Origin of the sequence: Agreia sp. Leaf335 (genome assembly GCF_001423605.1) — a bacterium.
Classification (GTDB): Bacteria; Actinomycetota; Actinomycetes; order Actinomycetales; family Microbacteriaceae; genus Agreia.
Genome location: NZ_LMOQ01000001.1, coordinates 918,073 through 933,703, shown reverse-complemented (window position 1 = coordinate 933,703; position 15,631 = coordinate 918,073). Strand labels below are relative to the sequence as shown.

Below are 15,631 nucleotides of genomic sequence, written 5' to 3'. Positions count from 1 at the left end.
TTCCTCTGCACGAATGGAGGTATTCGGGCACACACGCTGCCCGAACTCAGGCTCACAGGGCGAGGCGCTGGGCCGTCTCCGCGAGCGCGATGGCGAACTCCGCCTCGTGGCCGGCGCCCGCTCCACCCGAGAGGTTCACGCCCGCGACTCCCTCGATCTCGAGCAGTTCCAGGCTCAGAGCCACGGCCGCCCGGATGCCCTCCTCGCGCGGACCCTCGGCCGACAAGATGCGCTCCAGATATCCATCGGGCAGCACGAGCGACGGGAACGACTGCAGCAGCCGCGCGCTCCCGTGATCCGTCACCATGGGCACGCAGGGAATGAACGCGGCCGTCACGCCGAGGTCGTGCGATTCCCGCACGAACCGGCCCACGGCATCCACGCCCCCGCAGTGATTCACGAAACACACGTCGGCACCCGCGCGGGTCTTCTCGAGGAGCCGGGCGGCGCGCAGCTCGACGGGCGGGGTCGTCGGCGACTCCCCCACCGATACCAAGTGGCCCGCGGCACGCGACAAAGCGGCGAGCTGCGAAGAGTCGAGATCGAAGACAGGTGCCGCATCGGGGCGGGAGCCGAGCAGTGTGTGGTCGCCGGTCACGCAGTGCACACCGGCGACTCCGATGTGCGCGAGGCCGGCGAGCTCTCCCTCGATCGCGACGCGGTTGCGGTCGCGGCAATTGAGTCCCGTCCAGACCTGCAGCCCCGCGGCGCGGATGAGTGACGCCCGGTAGCTCGGCGAGAACTGCACCCGAGCAGTTCCCGCGTCGCCGGCCAGCGCGGCGTCGACGGGCCCGGCGAGCAGCGCCGCGCACTCCGTCAACGACTCGGCATCCATAGCCTTGGCCGGAAAATCGGCGACGACGATCGGCCGGGTCGTCATCAGCGCCATCATCTCGGCGGCACCGGATGAGCGCCGCACGGCCTCGGACTCGGCCGGCGCGCCGCCGCGCCAGGTCACGAGAGGGTCGTCGAGAAAGACGCAGCGGAAGTCCCCGACCTCGCAACTGCCATCGAAGCCGACCCCGCCACACGGCCCGTACTCCATGTTTTTGGGGCAGCCGTCGTGCCCGGCAGCTCGGCTGAGAAGCGATTCCACGAGGGTCCTTCCGACCGGTCGCACACTGCAGATGTTTCATCAGCGGTGATGCGAATATTTCATGCTAGCTCTGGCGTGTAACACGGGTGTTTCCGAACCTGCCTCGGCGACGGACCCCCCATCACTAGGCTTGATCCGTCGATGTGACCACCGACGAACGAGGAGACGACGACGCCATGGCAGAACGCTACGACCTGGTCGTGAGGGCCGAGAGGGTGCTGATCGACGGCGAGTTCCGCCCCGCGACCGTGGCCACGGCCGACGGCGTGATCGTCGCGATCGCCGACCTGGATGCGTCGTTCGACGCCGCAGAGACCGTCACCCTGCCCGACGACCAGGTTCTCATTCCCGGCATCGTCGACACCCACGTGCACGTGAACGAGCCCGGTCGCACAGACTGGGAGGGCTTCGCCAGCGCGACCCGCGCGGCCGCGGCGGGCGGCGTGACCACGATCATCGACATGCCGCTCAACAGCATCCCGCCGACCACCACCGTCGAGGCGCTGGAGCTCAAGCGCGAGGCCGCGGCTCCGCAGGCCAGCGTCGACGTGGGGTTCTGGGGCGGGGCGATCCCGTCGAGCCTCGGCTCGCTGAAAGCGGTGCACGACGCCGGTGCGTTCGGCTTCAAGGCATTCCTGTCGCCCTCCGGCGTCGACGAGTTCCCCCATCTCGAGACCGAGCAGCTCTTCGCTGCCGCTCTCGAGATAGCCGAGTTCGGCGGTCTGCTCATCGTGCACGCCGAAGACCCGGCCGTGCTCGAGAAGAGCGAGAGCCACGGCGGCACCGACTACCTCGACTTCGTCTCGAGCCGCCCCGATCTCGCCGAAGAAGACGCCATTGCGCACGTCATCGAGGCCGTGCGCTCCACCGGAGTGCGAGCCCACATCCTGCACCTGTCGAGCGCTCGCGCCCTCCCGCAGATCGAGGCGGCCAAGGCCGAGGGACTTCCGATCACGGTCGAGACCTGCCCGCACTACCTGAGCTTCTCCGCCGAGGGTATTCCCGACGGCGGCACGCAGTTCAAGTGCTGCCCTCCGATCCGTGATGCCGGCAATCGGGAGCTGCTGTGGCAGGCGCTCGAGTCGGGACTCATCGACATCGTCGCCTCCGACCACTCCCCCTCGACCAAGGAGCTCAAGTTCGCCCATGGCGGCGACTTCGAACTCGCCTGGGGCGGCATCTCCGGCCTGCAGCTCAGCTTCAGCGCCGTCTGGACCGGCGCGAAGGCCCGCGGAATCGCCCTCGAGACGGTCGTCGAGTGGATGTCTGCAAAGACCGCCCGCTTCGCCGGGCTCTCGCAGAAGGGCCGCATCGAGGTGGGCGCCGACGCCGACCTCGTGGCCTTCGCACCCGACGCCGCCTTCACCGCGAGCGCCGAGGCTCTGCTGCACAAGAATAAGGTCTCGGCATTCGACGGATCCGAGCTCACCGGCTTGGTCGCCGTCACGTGGCTGGCCGGAGTGCCGGTCTACACGAGCGGCGAATCGGCCGGCGCACCCGCATCCACACCCACCGGCCGGCTGCTCGCGCGCGTCTGACCCCGGATCTCATTCACCCCTCTCGACCGCAGGAGCACACCCATGGCAATCGTCCTCGGACCCAATCAGTACGGCAAGGCAGAGAACCGCGTGGTGCGCATCACCCGCGACTCCGCTCGGCACGAGATCCGCGATCTGAACGTGTCGACGGCTCTGCGCGGCGACTTCTCCGCGGCCCACCTCGTGGGCGACCAGTCGCAGGTCCTTCCGACCGACACCCAGAAGCAGACCGCGTACTCCTATGCCAAGGAGAAGGGTGTCGAGTCGATCGAGGCCTACGGGCTCGAGCTGGCACGCCACTTCGTCGACGACGTCGTTCCGGTCGAGGGCGCGCGCATCGAGATCGAGGAGTACGCCTGGGAGCACGCCGTCGTCGACGGCGAGGAGCACGAGCACACCTTCGTGCGCCTGGGCCAGGAGGTGCGCACCGCCGCCATCACCGTCGAGGGCACCGGGGCCGAGCAGCAGACGTGGGTGATCAGCGGTCTCAAAGACCTCATCATCCTCAAGTCCACCGGAAGCGAGTTCCACGGCTTCCTCAAAGACGAGTACACCCTGCTCGAACCGACGACCGACCGGGTGATGGCCACCGCCCTCGTGGCGCAGTGGCGGGTGAGCGAGACCGACGTCACGTGGGCCGAGATCGACTGGAACGGTGTCTACGCCGGCGTCAAGCGAATCCTCATTTCGAAGTTCGCGACGGTGCAGTCGCTGGCTCTGCAGCAGACGCTCTACGAGATGGGCAAGGCCGTGCTGGAGGAGTATCCGTTCATCGCCGAGATCAAGTTCTCGGCCCCCAACAAGCACCACTTCCTCTACAACCTCGAGACCTTCGGCGTCGAGAACAACAACGAGGTCTTCCACGCAGACGATCGGCCGTACGGTCTGATCCAGGCCACGGTTCTTCGCGACGACGCGCCCGATGCCGGCCCCGCGTGGACGCCCGCGGCGAACCTCGCGTAGACACCTCGTGAGCACCACCTACCTCGGCCACATCTTCCATGTGGCCGGCTCCCCCACCGTTGCGGATGCACGAGAGCACCTCGTGTCGCTTCCCGACGGTGCGCTCGTCGTGTCGGACGCCGGCACGATCGAATGGATCGGCGCCGCCCGAGACCTGCCGCCGACGTTCGCCGGCGCATCCGTCGTCGACAACCGCGGCGGATACATCGTGCCGGGCTTCGTCGATGCGCACATGCACTTTCCGCAGACCTACTCCACCGACTCCTACGGTGGAGGGCAGCTGCTCGAGTGGCTCGACAACTGCATCTTCCCCGCGGAGTCGCGACTCGCCGATCCCGCCTTCGCCGAGCGCATCGCGCGCGACTTCACTCGCCGCCGCGTCGCGGTCGGCACGACGGCCGCGATGGTGTTCGGCTCGGCGTTTCCGCACGCTCAGGATGCCCTCTTCCGCAGCACGCGGGAAGCCGGGCTGCGCGTGGTGTCGGGCCGTGGCATCCAGACCGTCGGGCCGGAGTCGGCGTCGGCCCTGCTCACCGGGGAAGCCGAGGCTCTTGCGCTCGTGCGAGACGAGATCGACAGGTGGCACGCCGTCGATACCGGCGACGCGACGACCGCGCGCATCCAGGTCGCGATCGTGCCGCGGTTCAGCCTGTCGGTGACGCGCGAGACGCTGCGAGCGCTCGGCGAGCTGTACGACGAGGTGCGCGGATCGGGCGTGTACTTCCACAGTCACCTCAGCGAGAACGACAGCATCATCGGCGGAGAGATCGCCGCGGTGAAAGCGGTCTACGAGACGACGAGCTACCTCGACACCTACGACGGCAGGTTCATGCCCGGGTCGACAGAGGGCGGATCGTCACTTCTCGGCCGGCGCAGCATCTTCGCTCACGGGGTGCACTGCACCGACGACGAGCTCGCCCGCCTCGCCGAGACGGGGTCGTCGATCGCACACTGCCCGACGTCGCAGCAGTTCCTCGGCTCGGGAACGATGCCGTGGAAGCGCACGGCCGGATCTGGCGTGACCGTCGCGCTCGGAAGCGACGTGGGAGCGGGCGACGAATGGCTCATCTCGCGGGTCATGAACGACGCGTTCAAAGTGCACATCAGCGAGCCCCTTGAGGCGAGCGTCTCTCTGCATCCGGCGGAGTTGCTCTTCCTCGGCACCCTCGCCGGAGCTCGGGCGCTCGACATGGAAGAGCGCTTCGGCAATCTCGACGTGGGCAAAGACGCCGACTTCTTGCTCATCGACCCCGAGCGCTGGGAGCCTCTGTCGATGCTGCTCGAGGGGCGGGTTCGTGCTGACGACGAGCGGGTCGACGCTGACCGGGAGCTCTTCGCACTGCTCATGGGACTGCGCGAGCCGGCGATCGCGGGCGTCTACGTGCAGGGCACGCGCGTGGTGGCGCCAGAGTAGTTGCCCGTTGGCGCAGCCTCTCGCCGAGCGCGCCGTTACCGGGCAAGAGCGCCATCACGGAGCGCGCGTTCACCCGATAACGGCGCGCTCGGCCCAGACGTCAGCTGCCGCGGTACGTCGAATACGCGAACGGGCTCAGCAGAAGCGGCACGTGATAGTGCGCGTCGCCGTCGGCCAGTTCGAATACGACCTGCACCTCGGGGTAGAAAGCGGTCTGCCCGAGCGACGCGAAATACGCCTGCGTATCGAAGGTCACCCGGTAGCGGCCCACCGGCACGCTCTCCGGGCCGAACTGCGAGACGCGGCCATCGGCATCCGTCACCGCTTCGGCGAGCACTCGCCACGCGTCACCGTCGAGCTGTGACAGCGTGACCGGAACACCAGCCGCCGGCGCGCCCGTCGCCGCGTCGAGCACATGGCTGGTGATGTGGCTGCGGGCACTCACTCGGCCACCTCGATGCCCCGCTCGGTGAACGTCTTCTCGAGGCGAAGCAGGGCGATCTCTCGAAGCTGCTGCTCGACGATCGCGAACTCCTCGTCGTCGTCGAGGCGGATGCGTCGGTTCAGTTCGGCGAGGATCTCGGCTCGGCTGCGCCCGGCGGCGCGGATGAGGAAGACCCGGTCGAATCTCTTTTCGTAGATCGCGTTGCCCTCGGCGATGGCGGCCACGGTCTCGGCGTCGTCGTCGCCCAGCGACTCCTGCTCCGAGCGCGAGAAGGTCTGCGATGCGCCCTCTCCGACGGGCTTATCTCCGATGCGAGGGTGATCGGCCAGCGCTGCTTCGACCTCGTCGCGGGTCAGGGGGTTCGCGGCGGTTCGGCCGGCCTCGAGCAGATCGTCGACCGATCCGAACGGAGCCTGCTCGGCGACCTCGTCGATCCAACGCGGAACGGCGAGGCAGGCGCGCAGATCGACACGCAGATGGTCGGCAGAGTGATCGGTCATGACCGGCCTTTCGGGCACTGTGCAGCCTCGCCGTGGTGCGGGGCAGACACCCCGATTCTATTCGGAGGCACCGATGGCCGGGCCTACGATGAGGCCATGTCCACAGCCCACCCATCCGTTGCCGGCGTGGTGCTCGCGGCGGGTGCGGGCACCCGCTTCGGGATGCCGAAGGCACTCGTCGAGGCGGCCGATGGAAGCTCGTGGCTCGTCAACGCGGTTCGCAGCCTGCTGGGCGGCGGATGCGCGCCCGTCGTCGTTGTGCTCGGGGCACGTGCCGACGAGGCCGAGGCCCTGCTGCGCCGTTCGTTCCCCGACGCCGATGCGGTGCGGGTCGCGCACGCTACCGGATGGGAGTCGGGCATGGCGGCATCGCTCCGCAGCGGGTTGGCCGCCGCCGAGGCCCTCGTGCCCGAGGTCGACGCCGTCGCCATCGTCACGGTCGACGTGCCGTCTCTCGGCTCGGCCGAGGTGCGGCGACTCAGTGGGCCCGAGCCGGATGCGATGGGTCGCCAGACCCTGCGCCAAGCCACATTCTCGGGTCGCCCCGGGCATCCGGTGGTCATCGGTCGCGACCATTGGAAGGCGCTGTCCGACAGCGTGACGGGCGACGTCGGCGCGCGGCCTTACCTCGTGCAGCACGGGGCGCGGCTGATCGACTGCTCAGACCTCGGAGATGGCGCCGACGTCGATCGCCCCAGGGATTGTCACGAACGGTAGGACGTGGAGAACAGCCTGCCGTCGAAAGTGCCGTGACTGCGGTTCTTGGCCGCTCGCTGGTCCAGAATCTCCGCGTCGGTGATGCCCTCGTGCTGTGCCAGCGCGAGAGCCACCTCGGCGAGATCTGCCAGCTCCTCGAGTAGCTCCGTACGATCTGCGGCACGCTGCGCTTCGCGCGCTTCCTCGACCAGCTTCTCGCGCAGTGCGGCCGCATACTCGTCCGCCGCCAACTCCCGCACCTCGATGTGATGGCCCAGCTCGCGCACGATGTCGGGAACGCGGTCACGAATGAGTTTTCCCATCCCGCCATTCTGCAACCGCGAGGGGCAGTTCGCTGTCTGATACTCGCGTCGGAGCGCGCCATAATCGAGTGAACCCCTGCTCGACTCCGCGAAGGACCGCCATGCCCGCACGCCCCTATCTGCTCGACTGCGACACGGGAGTCGATGACGCGCTCGCGCTGTTCCACCTGCTGAGCGACCCCGACGTGAACCTCGTGGGGGTCTCGACCGTGTCGGGCAACACCTCGGCAGCGCAGGCAGCCGACAACACTCTGCGTCTGCTCGCCGCGGCGGGGCGCACCGATGTGCCTGTGGCCATCGGCGCCCATCATTTCCGCATGGCGGAGTACGACGGAGGGGTGCCGCACATCCACGGCGACAACGGCATCGGCGGGGTCGAACTACCCGCGTCGCACGTCGACCCGCTGCCCGAATCGGGCCCCGAGTTCATCGTGCGCATGGCCCGCCGGTACCCGGGCGAACTGCGGTTGATCGCCATCGGCCCACTCACCAATCTGGCGCTCGCGCTGGAGCTCGAGCCGCGTCTTCCCGAGCTCGTCGGCGACCTCACGATCATGGGCGGAGCGGCGCTGGTGGCCGGAAACGCGTCGCCCGTCGCCGAGGCGAACATCATCAACGACCCGCACGCCGCCGAGCTCGTCTTCGCGGCCCCGTGGACCATCACGATGGTCGGACTCGACGCCACCATGGATCAGCTCATCGAGGAAGACGACCTCGAACGACTGCGCTCGGCGCCGGGCACCATCGCGCCGATGCTCGCCGAGATGCTCGGCATCTACTACGACTTCTACGTCTCTGTCTTCGGTCGGCCGTGCTCGGCGCTGCACGATCCGCTGGCCGTGGCGATCAGCACGGGCGAGGTCGTTCCGACCCTCGCCCCGCTCGTTCGGGTGACGGTGGATGCGACAGACGGGCCCGGGCGAGGACAGACGATCTGCGACATGCGCGGCGTCTACAACGGCTATCCCCCTCAGCGCGGCGCGCATGTGCGGGTCGTGCTCGAGGTCGACCGCCCGTACGCTCCGCTGTTGATGGACCGGCTGCTGAGCTTCGCCTGATAACGGGAATCCTGAACGGAGCGCGTGCGTTCCCCTCACCATGACTATTCCTGGAATCACGACCATCGGACTCATCGGCGCCGGACACATCGGCAGCCAGCTGGCGCGGCTGAGCGTCGCCAGCGGCTATGACGTCGTCATCAGCAACTCCCGCGGCCCCGAGACGCTGAGCGATCTCGTCGAGGAACTCGGACCGAAGGCTCGCGCCGCCACGGCAGAGGAGGCTGCGGCCGCCGGAGACCTCGTGATCGTGACGATCCCGTTGAAGGCGTACGAGTCGGTTCCCGTCGAGCCGCTCGCCGGCAAGATCGTGATCGACACGAACAACTACTACCCAGAGCGCGACGGCAACATCGACGAACTCGACTCGAAGTCGACCACGTCCGCGGCACTTCTGCAGCGTCACCTTCCTGCGTCACGCGTGGTGAAGGCGTTCAATCACATCGAGGCGGCGAAGCTCACCTCCGAGGCACAGGCATCCGGCACCGAGAACCGCCGCGCACTCGTGATCTCGAGCGACTTCGGCGACGCCAAGACGATCGTCACGAGCCTCATCGACGGCTTCGGCTTCGATGTCGTCGACGACGGATCACTCGCGAACAGCTGGCGAGTCGAGCCCGGAACCCCGGCCTACGGACCCCGCGGCACCGTCTCCGAGATCACCGAGATGCTGGCGGCCGCCACCCGCTGATCGAACCGGATTTCTGCACGGTCTCCAAACGGGAGGAGATTCGGGCATCCGCCGCTGTATGTGGCTCGGATGCGCGGATCTCCTCCCGTTTGCCGTTGCGCCGCCGGGCGAGCAAGCCTCTTGCGATGAGGGTGAGAGCGTAGCCGAGCAGAAGTACACTTCCACCGCGCACGATCCACTCACGATCGGCTCCGCTCGCCAGTGTGTTCGCGTAGCCGAGGTACGGAATCGAGTACCAGAGCCTGCCCTGCACCTGCGCACCGATGACCGGTTCGGCATCGGCCGCGCTGTTGTTGTCACCCTTCAGCACGAAGGTGCGCGTCCCGTCCGGGCCGAGGGTGATGCCGGTGACCCGATGACTGATCACCCCTGGTACACCGGAGTGGATCTGATAGGTGATGACGTCACCCACTCGGATATCTCCGGTGGCCACGGGTTTCACCACGAGCAGGGTGCCCGGGGGAAGGCCCGGCTTCATCGAACTGGTCAGCACGGTCAGCGGCATCGCGCCGGCGATCTTGGGAACGACGATGGTCACCACCCCGAGCGCGAGCACGACAGCGAGAAGCGACCAGCTGACAACCTGCCCGAGAAAGCGCAGGATGCCGTCGTCGCGTCGTGAGTGAGCGGCCACGGGGTCAGCCCACGTTCCGCAGGGCGAAGAGCTGGTTGGAGGATCCGTCGCACGTCGTGACGCGAAGCTGGGTGCCGCTCGACAGGAGGTTGCCGGTCACGTCGAGGCAGTCGTTGTTGCGATTCTGCAGGGTGAATGTTCCCGTACCCGGGCCGGTAGGCAGAGCCTGCCACTTCTGGGCGCTGATGTTGTTGGTGGTCCGAAGGATCGAGTTGTTGTCGCTGGGGCTGTCCCAGAACAACGTCGAAGCACTCTTGGGAGTCACCTTCATGTAGTCGCCGTCCGCCACGAACTTCCAGGCCTGGCTGGATTGCGTTCCGCAGACGCTGCTGATCAAGGCCGACCCCGAAACGGTCCCTCCGTCTGCCCCGTCGACGCAGAGTTGACTGCTCGCATTCCGCACGGAGTACCAGTTCGTGCCGGTGAACCAGGCGGTGGCATGCGCCACGGCGGTCGACGGAGGTGAGACGTCGAGCGGACTCGCCGTGTGCACAGAGCGCAGGGTATAGGTGTAGTACTTCCAGACGTCGAGTCCCGAGTCGGTGAACGACAGTTGAGACGACGGCACCGTCGCGACGAGCACGCCGTCGCGATAGACCTGGTATCCGTTGATCGCGGCCGTGTCGGCCGGGGCAGTCCAGGACAGCGAGATGCGGCTGTCGGTCTCGCTCACCTTGGTCGGTTCGCCGGGCGTGACGCTGTTCGCCACGGTCTGGCTGGCCGTTGCGGTGCTCGTGCTGTTCCAGTTGCCCTGCGCGGCGGTGACCGTGGCCGTGGCCACGACCGTCGCGCCGGCCAGCGCGAAACGCTGCGCCTGGGTCACCGAGCTTCGAACGCAGTAGACGACCGCGGCTTTGGGCGCGAGCGTGCCCGAAAGAGGTGCCGCGGTCGCCCAGGTCATTCCGGTGGCGCCGGATGCCGCGCTTGTCGCTGTGCAGGCGCCCGCAGACGCGACGGGCCAGACGCGCACCGCTGCCGAGCTGCCGAGTGTCGCGGCCGCCTGCACCCCGAGGCTGAAGGCGTAGGGAGCGGGAACCGTGCCGGTATTGGTCAGGGTCACCGGGCTGGTGACAGAGAGCGCCGACGACGAGTACGCGGCCGCGAGTGACGAGAACCCCGCTTGAGTGATCGCCATGGTGCCTGCCGAGACGGATGTCGTCACCGATCGCTCGGGAGCATCCCACGACGCGTGGGCAGGACCGCTTCCGGAGAATGTCAGAAGCAGAGTCGCCACCGCGGCCATCGCAACCCGTGTCACGACGGGTCCGAAAGGACCTCGCCGAGCGGAGGGGATGCGCACTGGTTGCGAGAGAGCCATAGGTTCAGGCCTGCGTTCCGCTGATGCGCAGACGGATGCCCGAGGCCGATTGGCCCTGGCTGGCCGCGGGAGCGGCGATGGGCAGGCTCACGGAGACGCACAACACCTGAGAGCTTGCGGTCGGAAGCGTCGTGCCGAGCGTTCCGGCCGGAGCCGACGCCGCCGATCCCGACCAGGTCGGAGTCGCCGCCGACGCGGTGCACGCAGAGGCCGACGGTACGATGCGCACGCCGACGACCAGTGACTGGGAAAGGGCGTTGGCGGCCGAGCCGGATGGCATGGTCAGCCCGGCGACGCCGAGCTTGAGGGGCACGTTTCCGGTGTTCGACGCGGTCACGGCTCCGACGAGTGTCAGCCCCGGATACAGCGCCGTCGTGTCGAGCGACAGGGTCGTCAGGCTCAGATCGGCCGTGCCTGCAGAGAGGACGACGCTGCGCGCCGAAGTGGAGGCGCTGGCGCGCAATGTCGCCTGGGTGCCCGCGATACCGGTCACGGTAAGGATCAGCACGACGGCAGCGGCGATCGTCATCGGCAGATTCGACCGGCGGCCGGTCGTCGACGACACCGCCGCGTGACGAGGACGGGAGGAACCCCGTCGAGGAGTGTGTTCGCGCATGATCATCACCCTTTCCGGGATCGCACGATGAGCGTCGGCGCGACTGATGTCGCGCCGACGCCTCTCTGGGTGGTTAGAGCTGAGTGAGCGTGACGGCGAGCGCCTGGAGGTTCACGGAACCGAGCTTGGTGCTGTTCTCGAAGCCGGGCGTCGTGCTCTTGGGGAACGTGATCGTCACCGCGACGGTCACGTCTTGCGTGACACCGGAGGCACCCGCGGTCACCGTGTACGGCGCCGGCCCGGTGGAGATGCCCGAACCGGTCGCCGTCAGGACCGCGTTCGCGGTGAGATAGCTGGCCAGCGCGACGTCGGCAGGAGCCGTAGAAGACACGGCCTTGATCGACGCCGGGTCGACCGTCAGATTGGCGCGCAGATCGTCGCCCTTGGCGGTAATGCTCATGACCTTCGTGTACGTGATCACGTCACCAGGAACGGCGACGAATCCGGTCAGGTCAGCGCGAGGAGTTCCCCCGTTGATGCTCCAGGAGGCGGCGGTCGATCCCGCGTTCACCGCCAGGTCACCGGCAACGATGCTTCCGCCGCTGGTGCTCGCACTGGAGTTCCACAGCGCGAAGGTACCGGCTCCTCCGAGGAGCAGTGTGATGCCGGCAGCGCCTGCGATGGTGCCTTTGAGGATCTTGTTCATGGGATAACCTTTCGCGTCGCCCTCGTGGGGTCGACCGTACGGTCCATAGAACCCCTCGACTCGCGCCGTGGAACAGCGGGGGTCGACGCGATCGATTCTCAGATAGAGAGGCAGACCGTCGCCTGAGGCGGCTCTTGAGATGCCGAGGATATCGACACAGGCAGGGGGACGAAGATCTGCATGTAAATCACGGATGAATAACCGAGAAAAATTTACTTATTCGAAGTTTTGCATTAATTCTTGGGTTATTCCAGCTCTGCCAGGTGTCGGTCAGGAACGCGAGGACGGAGGCACTTCCAACTCGTCGAGCGCGTCGTAAACGCTCGTGATCGTAGCGATTCGCGTGCGCCCCTCGCGCACGTCGACTCCGAGCACGCCGCTCGCCAGCAGGTTCATCAGACTCATCGCGGCCGAGTAGCTGTCGAACGCCGAGACGCTGTCGACGGGGCACTCCAACCAGAGAGTAGCCGCCTCCGCGTGCCGACGCGCAGACGAGTCCGAGATGAGCACCACGGGCACCCCGCGGTCCCGGAGAGCCTGCGTGATCATCGCAAAACCCGACGGACGTCGCCGAAAGCCCACGAGTACCACCACGTCGTGCGCACCCAGGCCGGCGAGCTCCTCGCCCAACGATTGCCCCGGCGCGGGAGCCAGCCGCACCCGACCTCGTGCCTGAGCGAGCTGCTGACGCAGATGCAGCGCCAGCGGATAGCTATTGCGCAGACCGACCAGCACGACCTCGCCGGCGCCCGCGATGAGCCGCGCCGCGACATCCAACCGCCCGTCGTCGAGCCCGGCGAGCATCTTCTGCAGATTCTCGCTCTCTTGGCGCGCGTGCGCGGCGAGCGCCGAGGGCGTTCCGGCCGCGGCCCCGATGCCGCCGAGGGGAGCACCCTGACTGCGCAGGCTGCGGGCGTGCTCACGCACCTCGGCCGAATCAGAGAACCCGAGGCGGCGAAACAGCCGCGACACCGTGGCCTTCGACACCCCGCTCAGCCTCGCGAGCTCCGTCGCGTTGTACACGGCCAGATCGCCGAGATGGTCGAGGATGAAGTCGGCGGCCCGCTGCTCCTGCGGAGAGAGGGCTCCGTACTGGCTGTCGATCCGCTGCCCGATCGTGGGCGGCGCGGTGTCCACCCGCTACTCCTCGTATCCGTCGGCCAGCTGCAGCACCGTGGCCTCGAAGGCGTCGAGCGCCTTCGCCACGTCAGCCTCGGTGACGTGCTCTTCGGGGTTGTGGCTCACGCCGCCCTTGCACCGCACGAAGATCATGCCGATGTCGGCGATCTCCGCGATGGCCATCGCGTCGTGGCCCGCGCGAGAGAAAAGTGACATCGGTCGCGCGTCGCCCGTCGAGCGGATGCCCTCGGCAATCGCGTCGCGCAGCCGACGCGCGCAGACGGCCGCCTTGGCCGAGTGAGTCTGGATGCTCGTGAGCCGCAGCCGTCGTCGCTGGCAGATCTCGAGGATGGCCTCCTCGATCTGCAGCCACACCTTGTCGCGCTCGGTGTCGTATTCGCCTCGCAGGTCGAGGCTGAACTCGACCTTGCCGGGAATCACGTTGACCGCGTCGGGAAAGACCTCGAGGTGGCCGACCGTCGCGATGAGCTGCGCGGATCGTGCGATGCGCTCGATGGTGGTGATGGCCTCGGCTGCCCCCGCGAGAGCATCGCGTCGACGTTCGTATGGAGTGCCCGAATGGCCCGCCTGCCCGGTGATCGTGAGCAGGAAGCGGCGGGCCCCCGCGATCGACGAGACGACCCCCAGCGCTTTGTTCTCGTCTTCGAGGTACGGGCCCTGTTCGATGTGGGTCTCGAGGTACCCCACGAAGTCGCCGCGCGACCGCGCGGCCTCGCCCACGGCATCCGGATCGAGGCCGAAGTGCACGTAGGCGTCGCGCAGCGAGACACCGTCTTCATCTTCGAGCTGCCACCACTCCTCGAGCCAGGTGCCCGCGAGCGCGCGACTGCCGAGCAGAGCGCGGCCGAAGCGGGTGCCCTCCTCGTCGCCGAACGCCACGACCTCGAGGGCGAACGGCAGTTGGCGGCCGGACGACCGGATTCGATCGACGACGGCGATGGCGGAGAGCACGCCGAGAATTCCGTCGTATCGTCCCGCCGAGGGCACCGTGTCGAGATGCGAGCCGAGCAGAAGCGCGGGAAGACCGGGGGTCACTCCTTCGAGCCGCCCGCACTGGTTGCCGGCAGCGTCCTGCCAGGTGGTCATGCCCGCCTCGGTCATCCACCGTCCGGCGAGAGCGTTGACGGCAGCGTGCTGGGGCGAGAGGTAGACGCGCTCGATGAGACCGTCATCCATCGACGAGTAGGTGGCGAGTTCGTCGCAGCGCTCGAGAATCGCCTGCGCGCTCGTCGAGGCAGGCTGCGTCACGCCTCGGCTCCGACCCGTACGGCCCGATCGGCGTCGGCGTAGATCTCGTAGGCCGCGCCGACTCCCCCTCCGGGCGTCACGGGTGCGCCGGCCCGGCGCAGCACGGCCTCGAGAGCGGCGAGCGTGGTGAGCACGGTGTCACGGCGAGCGTTGTAGCCCATGGTTCCGATACGCCAGACTTTGCCGTGCAGGGGCCCGAATGACGTACCGATCTCGATTCCGAAGTCGTTCAGCAGCTCGCCGCGCAGGGCGTCGCCGTTCACTCCCTCGGGGATCATGACCGCGACCACGTTGTTCATCTTGTGCTCGAGATCGCCGAAGACGGCGAGGCCGAGGCCCTGAACCCCGGCCAGCATGGCGGAGCCGTGCAGCCGGTGTCGTTCGACGGCGTTCTCGACGCCCTCCTCGATGAGCAGGCGCGCGCACTCGCGTGCGCCGTAGAGCATCGTGGTGGCCTCGGTGTGGTGGTTGAGCCGCTTCGGCCCCCAGTAGTCGAAGATCATCGCGAGGTCGAAGTAGTTCGAGCGGATCGGATGGGCGGCCACCGCGTCGCCGGCCTCGCGAATACCCGCCTCGATGCTCTTGCGCGCCACGATGCGTTCCACCGCGGCCGCCGAGAATGTAGAGGGAGCGGAGCCCGACGGGCCAGCCAGGCATTTCTGGAGGCCGGCCGTCACGACGTCGATGCCCCAGGCATCCGTCTCGATGGTGTTGCCGCCGAGCGATGCGGTGACGTCGGTGTAGAAGAGCACACCGTGCTGCGCGCAGATGGCTCCGAGCTCATCGAGCGGCTGGGCCACGGTGGTGGAGGTGTCGCCGTGGACAACGGCGAGCAGCGCGGGCTGCACCTCGACGATGGCGGCCTCGATCGCCTCGGGCGTGAACACCTGACCCCAGGGAACCTCGATGACATGCACGTCGGCTCCGCAGCGCTCGGCGATCTCGCGCAGCAGGTGACCGAAGCGGCCGAAGATGGGAACGAGTACCCGGTCGCCCGGCTCGATCAACGAGACGAGGGCGGCCTCGATGCCGGCTCGGGAGGTGCCGTCGACGACCAGCGTCTGCTCGTTCGAGGTCTTGAAGACGCCGCGATAGAGCTCCATGGTCTCGTTCATGTACTCGGTCATCGCGGGGTCGTACTGGCCCACGAGCTGCGCAGACATGGCGCGCAATACCCGCGGGTCGGCGTTGATCGGGCCCGGCCCCATCAGGAGTCGCTGCGGCGGATTGATGGGCTGGGGCAGAGACGAGAGTGAGATGAGCTGACCGCTTTCACTGAGAATGAATCACCTGTTTCAGGCTTCG

The 15,631-nt window shown here is 67.7% G+C and carries 17 protein-coding genes; 6 read left to right on the top strand and 11 right to left on the bottom strand.

The features are described 5' to 3' along the window. Positions 1 to 52: 52 nt before the first annotated feature. Positions 53 to 1,096 carry a methylenetetrahydrofolate reductase gene (locus tag ASF79_RS04495; RefSeq protein ID WP_156366160.1) on the bottom strand — a complete coding sequence of 348 codons (1,044 nt, stop codon included), beginning with the start codon at positions 1,094 to 1,096 and terminating at the stop codon, positions 53 to 55. Between the two features lie 176 nt (positions 1,097 to 1,272). Here ASF79_RS04495 and allB point away from each other — a divergent pair, with 176 nt between their 5' ends. The 3 genes from allB to ASF79_RS04480 are packed head-to-tail and all read left to right on the top strand — an operon-like array spanning position 1,273 to position 5,011. Then, entirely contained in the window at positions 1,273 to 2,634 is a 1,362-nt protein-coding gene (gene allB / locus ASF79_RS04490; protein WP_055853146.1) for an allantoinase AllB, read from the top strand. A gap of 42 nt (positions 2,635 to 2,676) precedes the next feature. Beyond that, a complete protein-coding gene (gene pucL / locus ASF79_RS04485) occupies positions 2,677 to 3,597 on the top strand; it encodes a factor-independent urate hydroxylase (protein ID WP_055852322.1) in 921 nt (306 codons plus the stop codon). Between the two features lie 7 nt (positions 3,598 to 3,604). Continuing rightward, the gene (locus ASF79_RS04480; RefSeq protein ID WP_235500624.1) at positions 3,605 to 5,011 is read left to right on the top strand and encodes an amidohydrolase family protein; all 1,407 of its coding nucleotides are present in this window, start codon (positions 3,605 to 3,607) and stop codon (positions 5,009 to 5,011) included. 100 nt (positions 5,012 to 5,111) lie between these two features. Here ASF79_RS04480 and uraH read toward each other — a convergent pair whose 3' ends face one another. Beyond that, positions 5,112 to 5,456 carry a hydroxyisourate hydrolase gene (gene uraH, locus ASF79_RS04475; RefSeq protein WP_055852316.1) on the bottom strand — a complete coding sequence of 115 codons (345 nt, stop codon included), beginning with the start codon at positions 5,454 to 5,456 and terminating at the stop codon, positions 5,112 to 5,114. Then, a complete protein-coding gene (uraD, locus tag ASF79_RS04470) occupies positions 5,453 to 5,956 on the bottom strand; it encodes a 2-oxo-4-hydroxy-4-carboxy-5-ureidoimidazoline decarboxylase (protein ID WP_055852313.1) in 504 nt (167 codons plus the stop codon). Before uraD ends, uraH begins: the two co-directional genes overlap by 4 nt. Positions 5,957 to 6,052: 96 nt before the next feature. Between uraD and ASF79_RS04465 the strand changes: the two genes are divergently transcribed. Next, on the top strand, positions 6,053 to 6,673 hold the full coding sequence (locus tag ASF79_RS04465; protein ID WP_055852310.1) for a nucleotidyltransferase family protein: 621 nt from the start codon (positions 6,053 to 6,055) through the stop codon (positions 6,671 to 6,673). Here the strand turns inward: ASF79_RS04465 and ASF79_RS04460 are convergent. Further along, positions 6,661 to 6,975: a nucleoside triphosphate pyrophosphohydrolase gene (locus ASF79_RS04460; RefSeq protein ID WP_055852308.1), complete on the bottom strand. Its 315-nt coding sequence runs from the start codon at positions 6,973 to 6,975 to the stop codon at positions 6,661 to 6,663. The genes ASF79_RS04465 and ASF79_RS04460 overlap by 13 nt on opposite strands. 101 nt (positions 6,976 to 7,076) lie before the next feature. Between ASF79_RS04460 and ASF79_RS04455 the strand changes: the two genes are divergently transcribed. Continuing rightward, positions 7,077 to 8,033 carry a nucleoside hydrolase gene (locus tag ASF79_RS04455; RefSeq protein ID WP_055852305.1) on the top strand — a complete coding sequence of 319 codons (957 nt, stop codon included), beginning with the start codon at positions 7,077 to 7,079 and terminating at the stop codon, positions 8,031 to 8,033. A gap of 40 nt (positions 8,034 to 8,073) precedes the next feature. Beyond that, positions 8,074 to 8,724 carry an NADPH-dependent F420 reductase gene (locus tag ASF79_RS04450; protein WP_082495674.1) on the top strand — a complete coding sequence of 217 codons (651 nt, stop codon included), beginning with the start codon at positions 8,074 to 8,076 and terminating at the stop codon, positions 8,722 to 8,724. On the opposite strand, the gene ASF79_RS04445 is transcribed toward ASF79_RS04450, so the two are convergent. From ASF79_RS04445 to ASF79_RS04415, 7 genes are all read right to left on the bottom strand, one after another. Continuing rightward, positions 8,693 to 9,358: a signal peptidase I gene (locus tag ASF79_RS04445; protein WP_055852303.1), complete on the bottom strand. Its 666-nt coding sequence runs from the start codon at positions 9,356 to 9,358 to the stop codon at positions 8,693 to 8,695. The genes ASF79_RS04450 and ASF79_RS04445 overlap by 32 nt on opposite strands. A 4-nt stretch (positions 9,359 to 9,362) precedes the next feature. Further along, complete coding sequence (locus ASF79_RS04440) at positions 9,363 to 10,616, bottom strand: RICIN domain-containing protein (RefSeq protein ID WP_162239064.1); 1,254 nt, start codon at positions 10,614 to 10,616, stop codon at positions 9,363 to 9,365. A gap of 64 nt (positions 10,617 to 10,680) precedes the next feature. Continuing rightward, complete coding sequence (locus ASF79_RS04435) at positions 10,681 to 11,205, bottom strand: hypothetical protein (RefSeq protein WP_156366159.1); 525 nt, start codon at positions 11,203 to 11,205, stop codon at positions 10,681 to 10,683. Between the two features lie 160 nt (positions 11,206 to 11,365). Then, complete coding sequence (locus ASF79_RS04430; RefSeq protein ID WP_055852296.1) at positions 11,366 to 11,938, bottom strand: alternate-type signal peptide domain-containing protein; 573 nt, start codon at positions 11,936 to 11,938, stop codon at positions 11,366 to 11,368. A gap of 270 nt (positions 11,939 to 12,208) precedes the next feature. Further along, positions 12,209 to 13,075, bottom strand: coding sequence for a MurR/RpiR family transcriptional regulator (locus tag ASF79_RS04425; protein WP_055852294.1), 867 nt, complete (start codon positions 13,073 to 13,075; stop codon positions 12,209 to 12,211). A 3-nt stretch (positions 13,076 to 13,078) separates the two neighbouring features. Continuing rightward, entirely contained in the window at positions 13,079 to 14,326 is a 1,248-nt protein-coding gene (locus ASF79_RS04420; protein ID WP_055852291.1) for an allantoate amidohydrolase, read from the bottom strand. Beyond that, complete coding sequence (locus ASF79_RS04415) at positions 14,323 to 15,534, bottom strand: pyridoxal-phosphate-dependent aminotransferase family protein (protein WP_082495672.1); 1,212 nt, start codon at positions 15,532 to 15,534, stop codon at positions 14,323 to 14,325. Before ASF79_RS04415 ends, ASF79_RS04420 begins: the two co-directional genes overlap by 4 nt. Between the last annotated feature and the right edge of the window lie 97 nt (positions 15,535 to 15,631).

What these genes read in the sequence shown, in the direction of transcription:
- uraD (WP_055852313.1), bottom strand. Translation starts at nt 5,956, where the DNA reads ATGACCGATCACTCTGCCGACCATCTGCGTGTCGATCTGCGCGCCTGC.
- ASF79_RS04465 (WP_055852310.1), top strand. Translation starts at nt 6,053, where the DNA reads ATGTCCACAGCCCACCCATCCGTTGCCGGCGTGGTGCTCGCGGCGGGT.
- allB (WP_055853146.1), top strand. Translation starts at nt 1,273, where the DNA reads ATGGCAGAACGCTACGACCTGGTCGTGAGGGCCGAGAGGGTGCTGATC.
- ASF79_RS04460 (WP_055852308.1), bottom strand. Translation starts at nt 6,975, where the DNA reads ATGGGAAAACTCATTCGTGACCGCGTTCCCGACATCGTGCGCGAGCTG.
- ASF79_RS04450 (WP_082495674.1), top strand. Translation starts at nt 8,074, where the DNA reads ATGACTATTCCTGGAATCACGACCATCGGACTCATCGGCGCCGGACAC.
- ASF79_RS04455 (WP_055852305.1), top strand. Translation starts at nt 7,077, where the DNA reads ATGCCCGCACGCCCCTATCTGCTCGACTGCGACACGGGAGTCGATGAC.
- ASF79_RS04415 (WP_082495672.1), bottom strand. Translation starts at nt 15,534, where the DNA reads ATGGGGCCGGGCCCGATCAACGCCGACCCGCGGGTATTGCGCGCCATG.
- pucL (WP_055852322.1), top strand. Translation starts at nt 2,677, where the DNA reads ATGGCAATCGTCCTCGGACCCAATCAGTACGGCAAGGCAGAGAACCGC.
- ASF79_RS04430 (WP_055852296.1), bottom strand. Translation starts at nt 11,938, where the DNA reads ATGAACAAGATCCTCAAAGGCACCATCGCAGGCGCTGCCGGCATCACA.
- ASF79_RS04435 (WP_156366159.1), bottom strand. Translation starts at nt 11,205, where the DNA reads ATGACGATCGCCGCTGCCGTCGTGCTGATCCTTACCGTGACCGGTATC.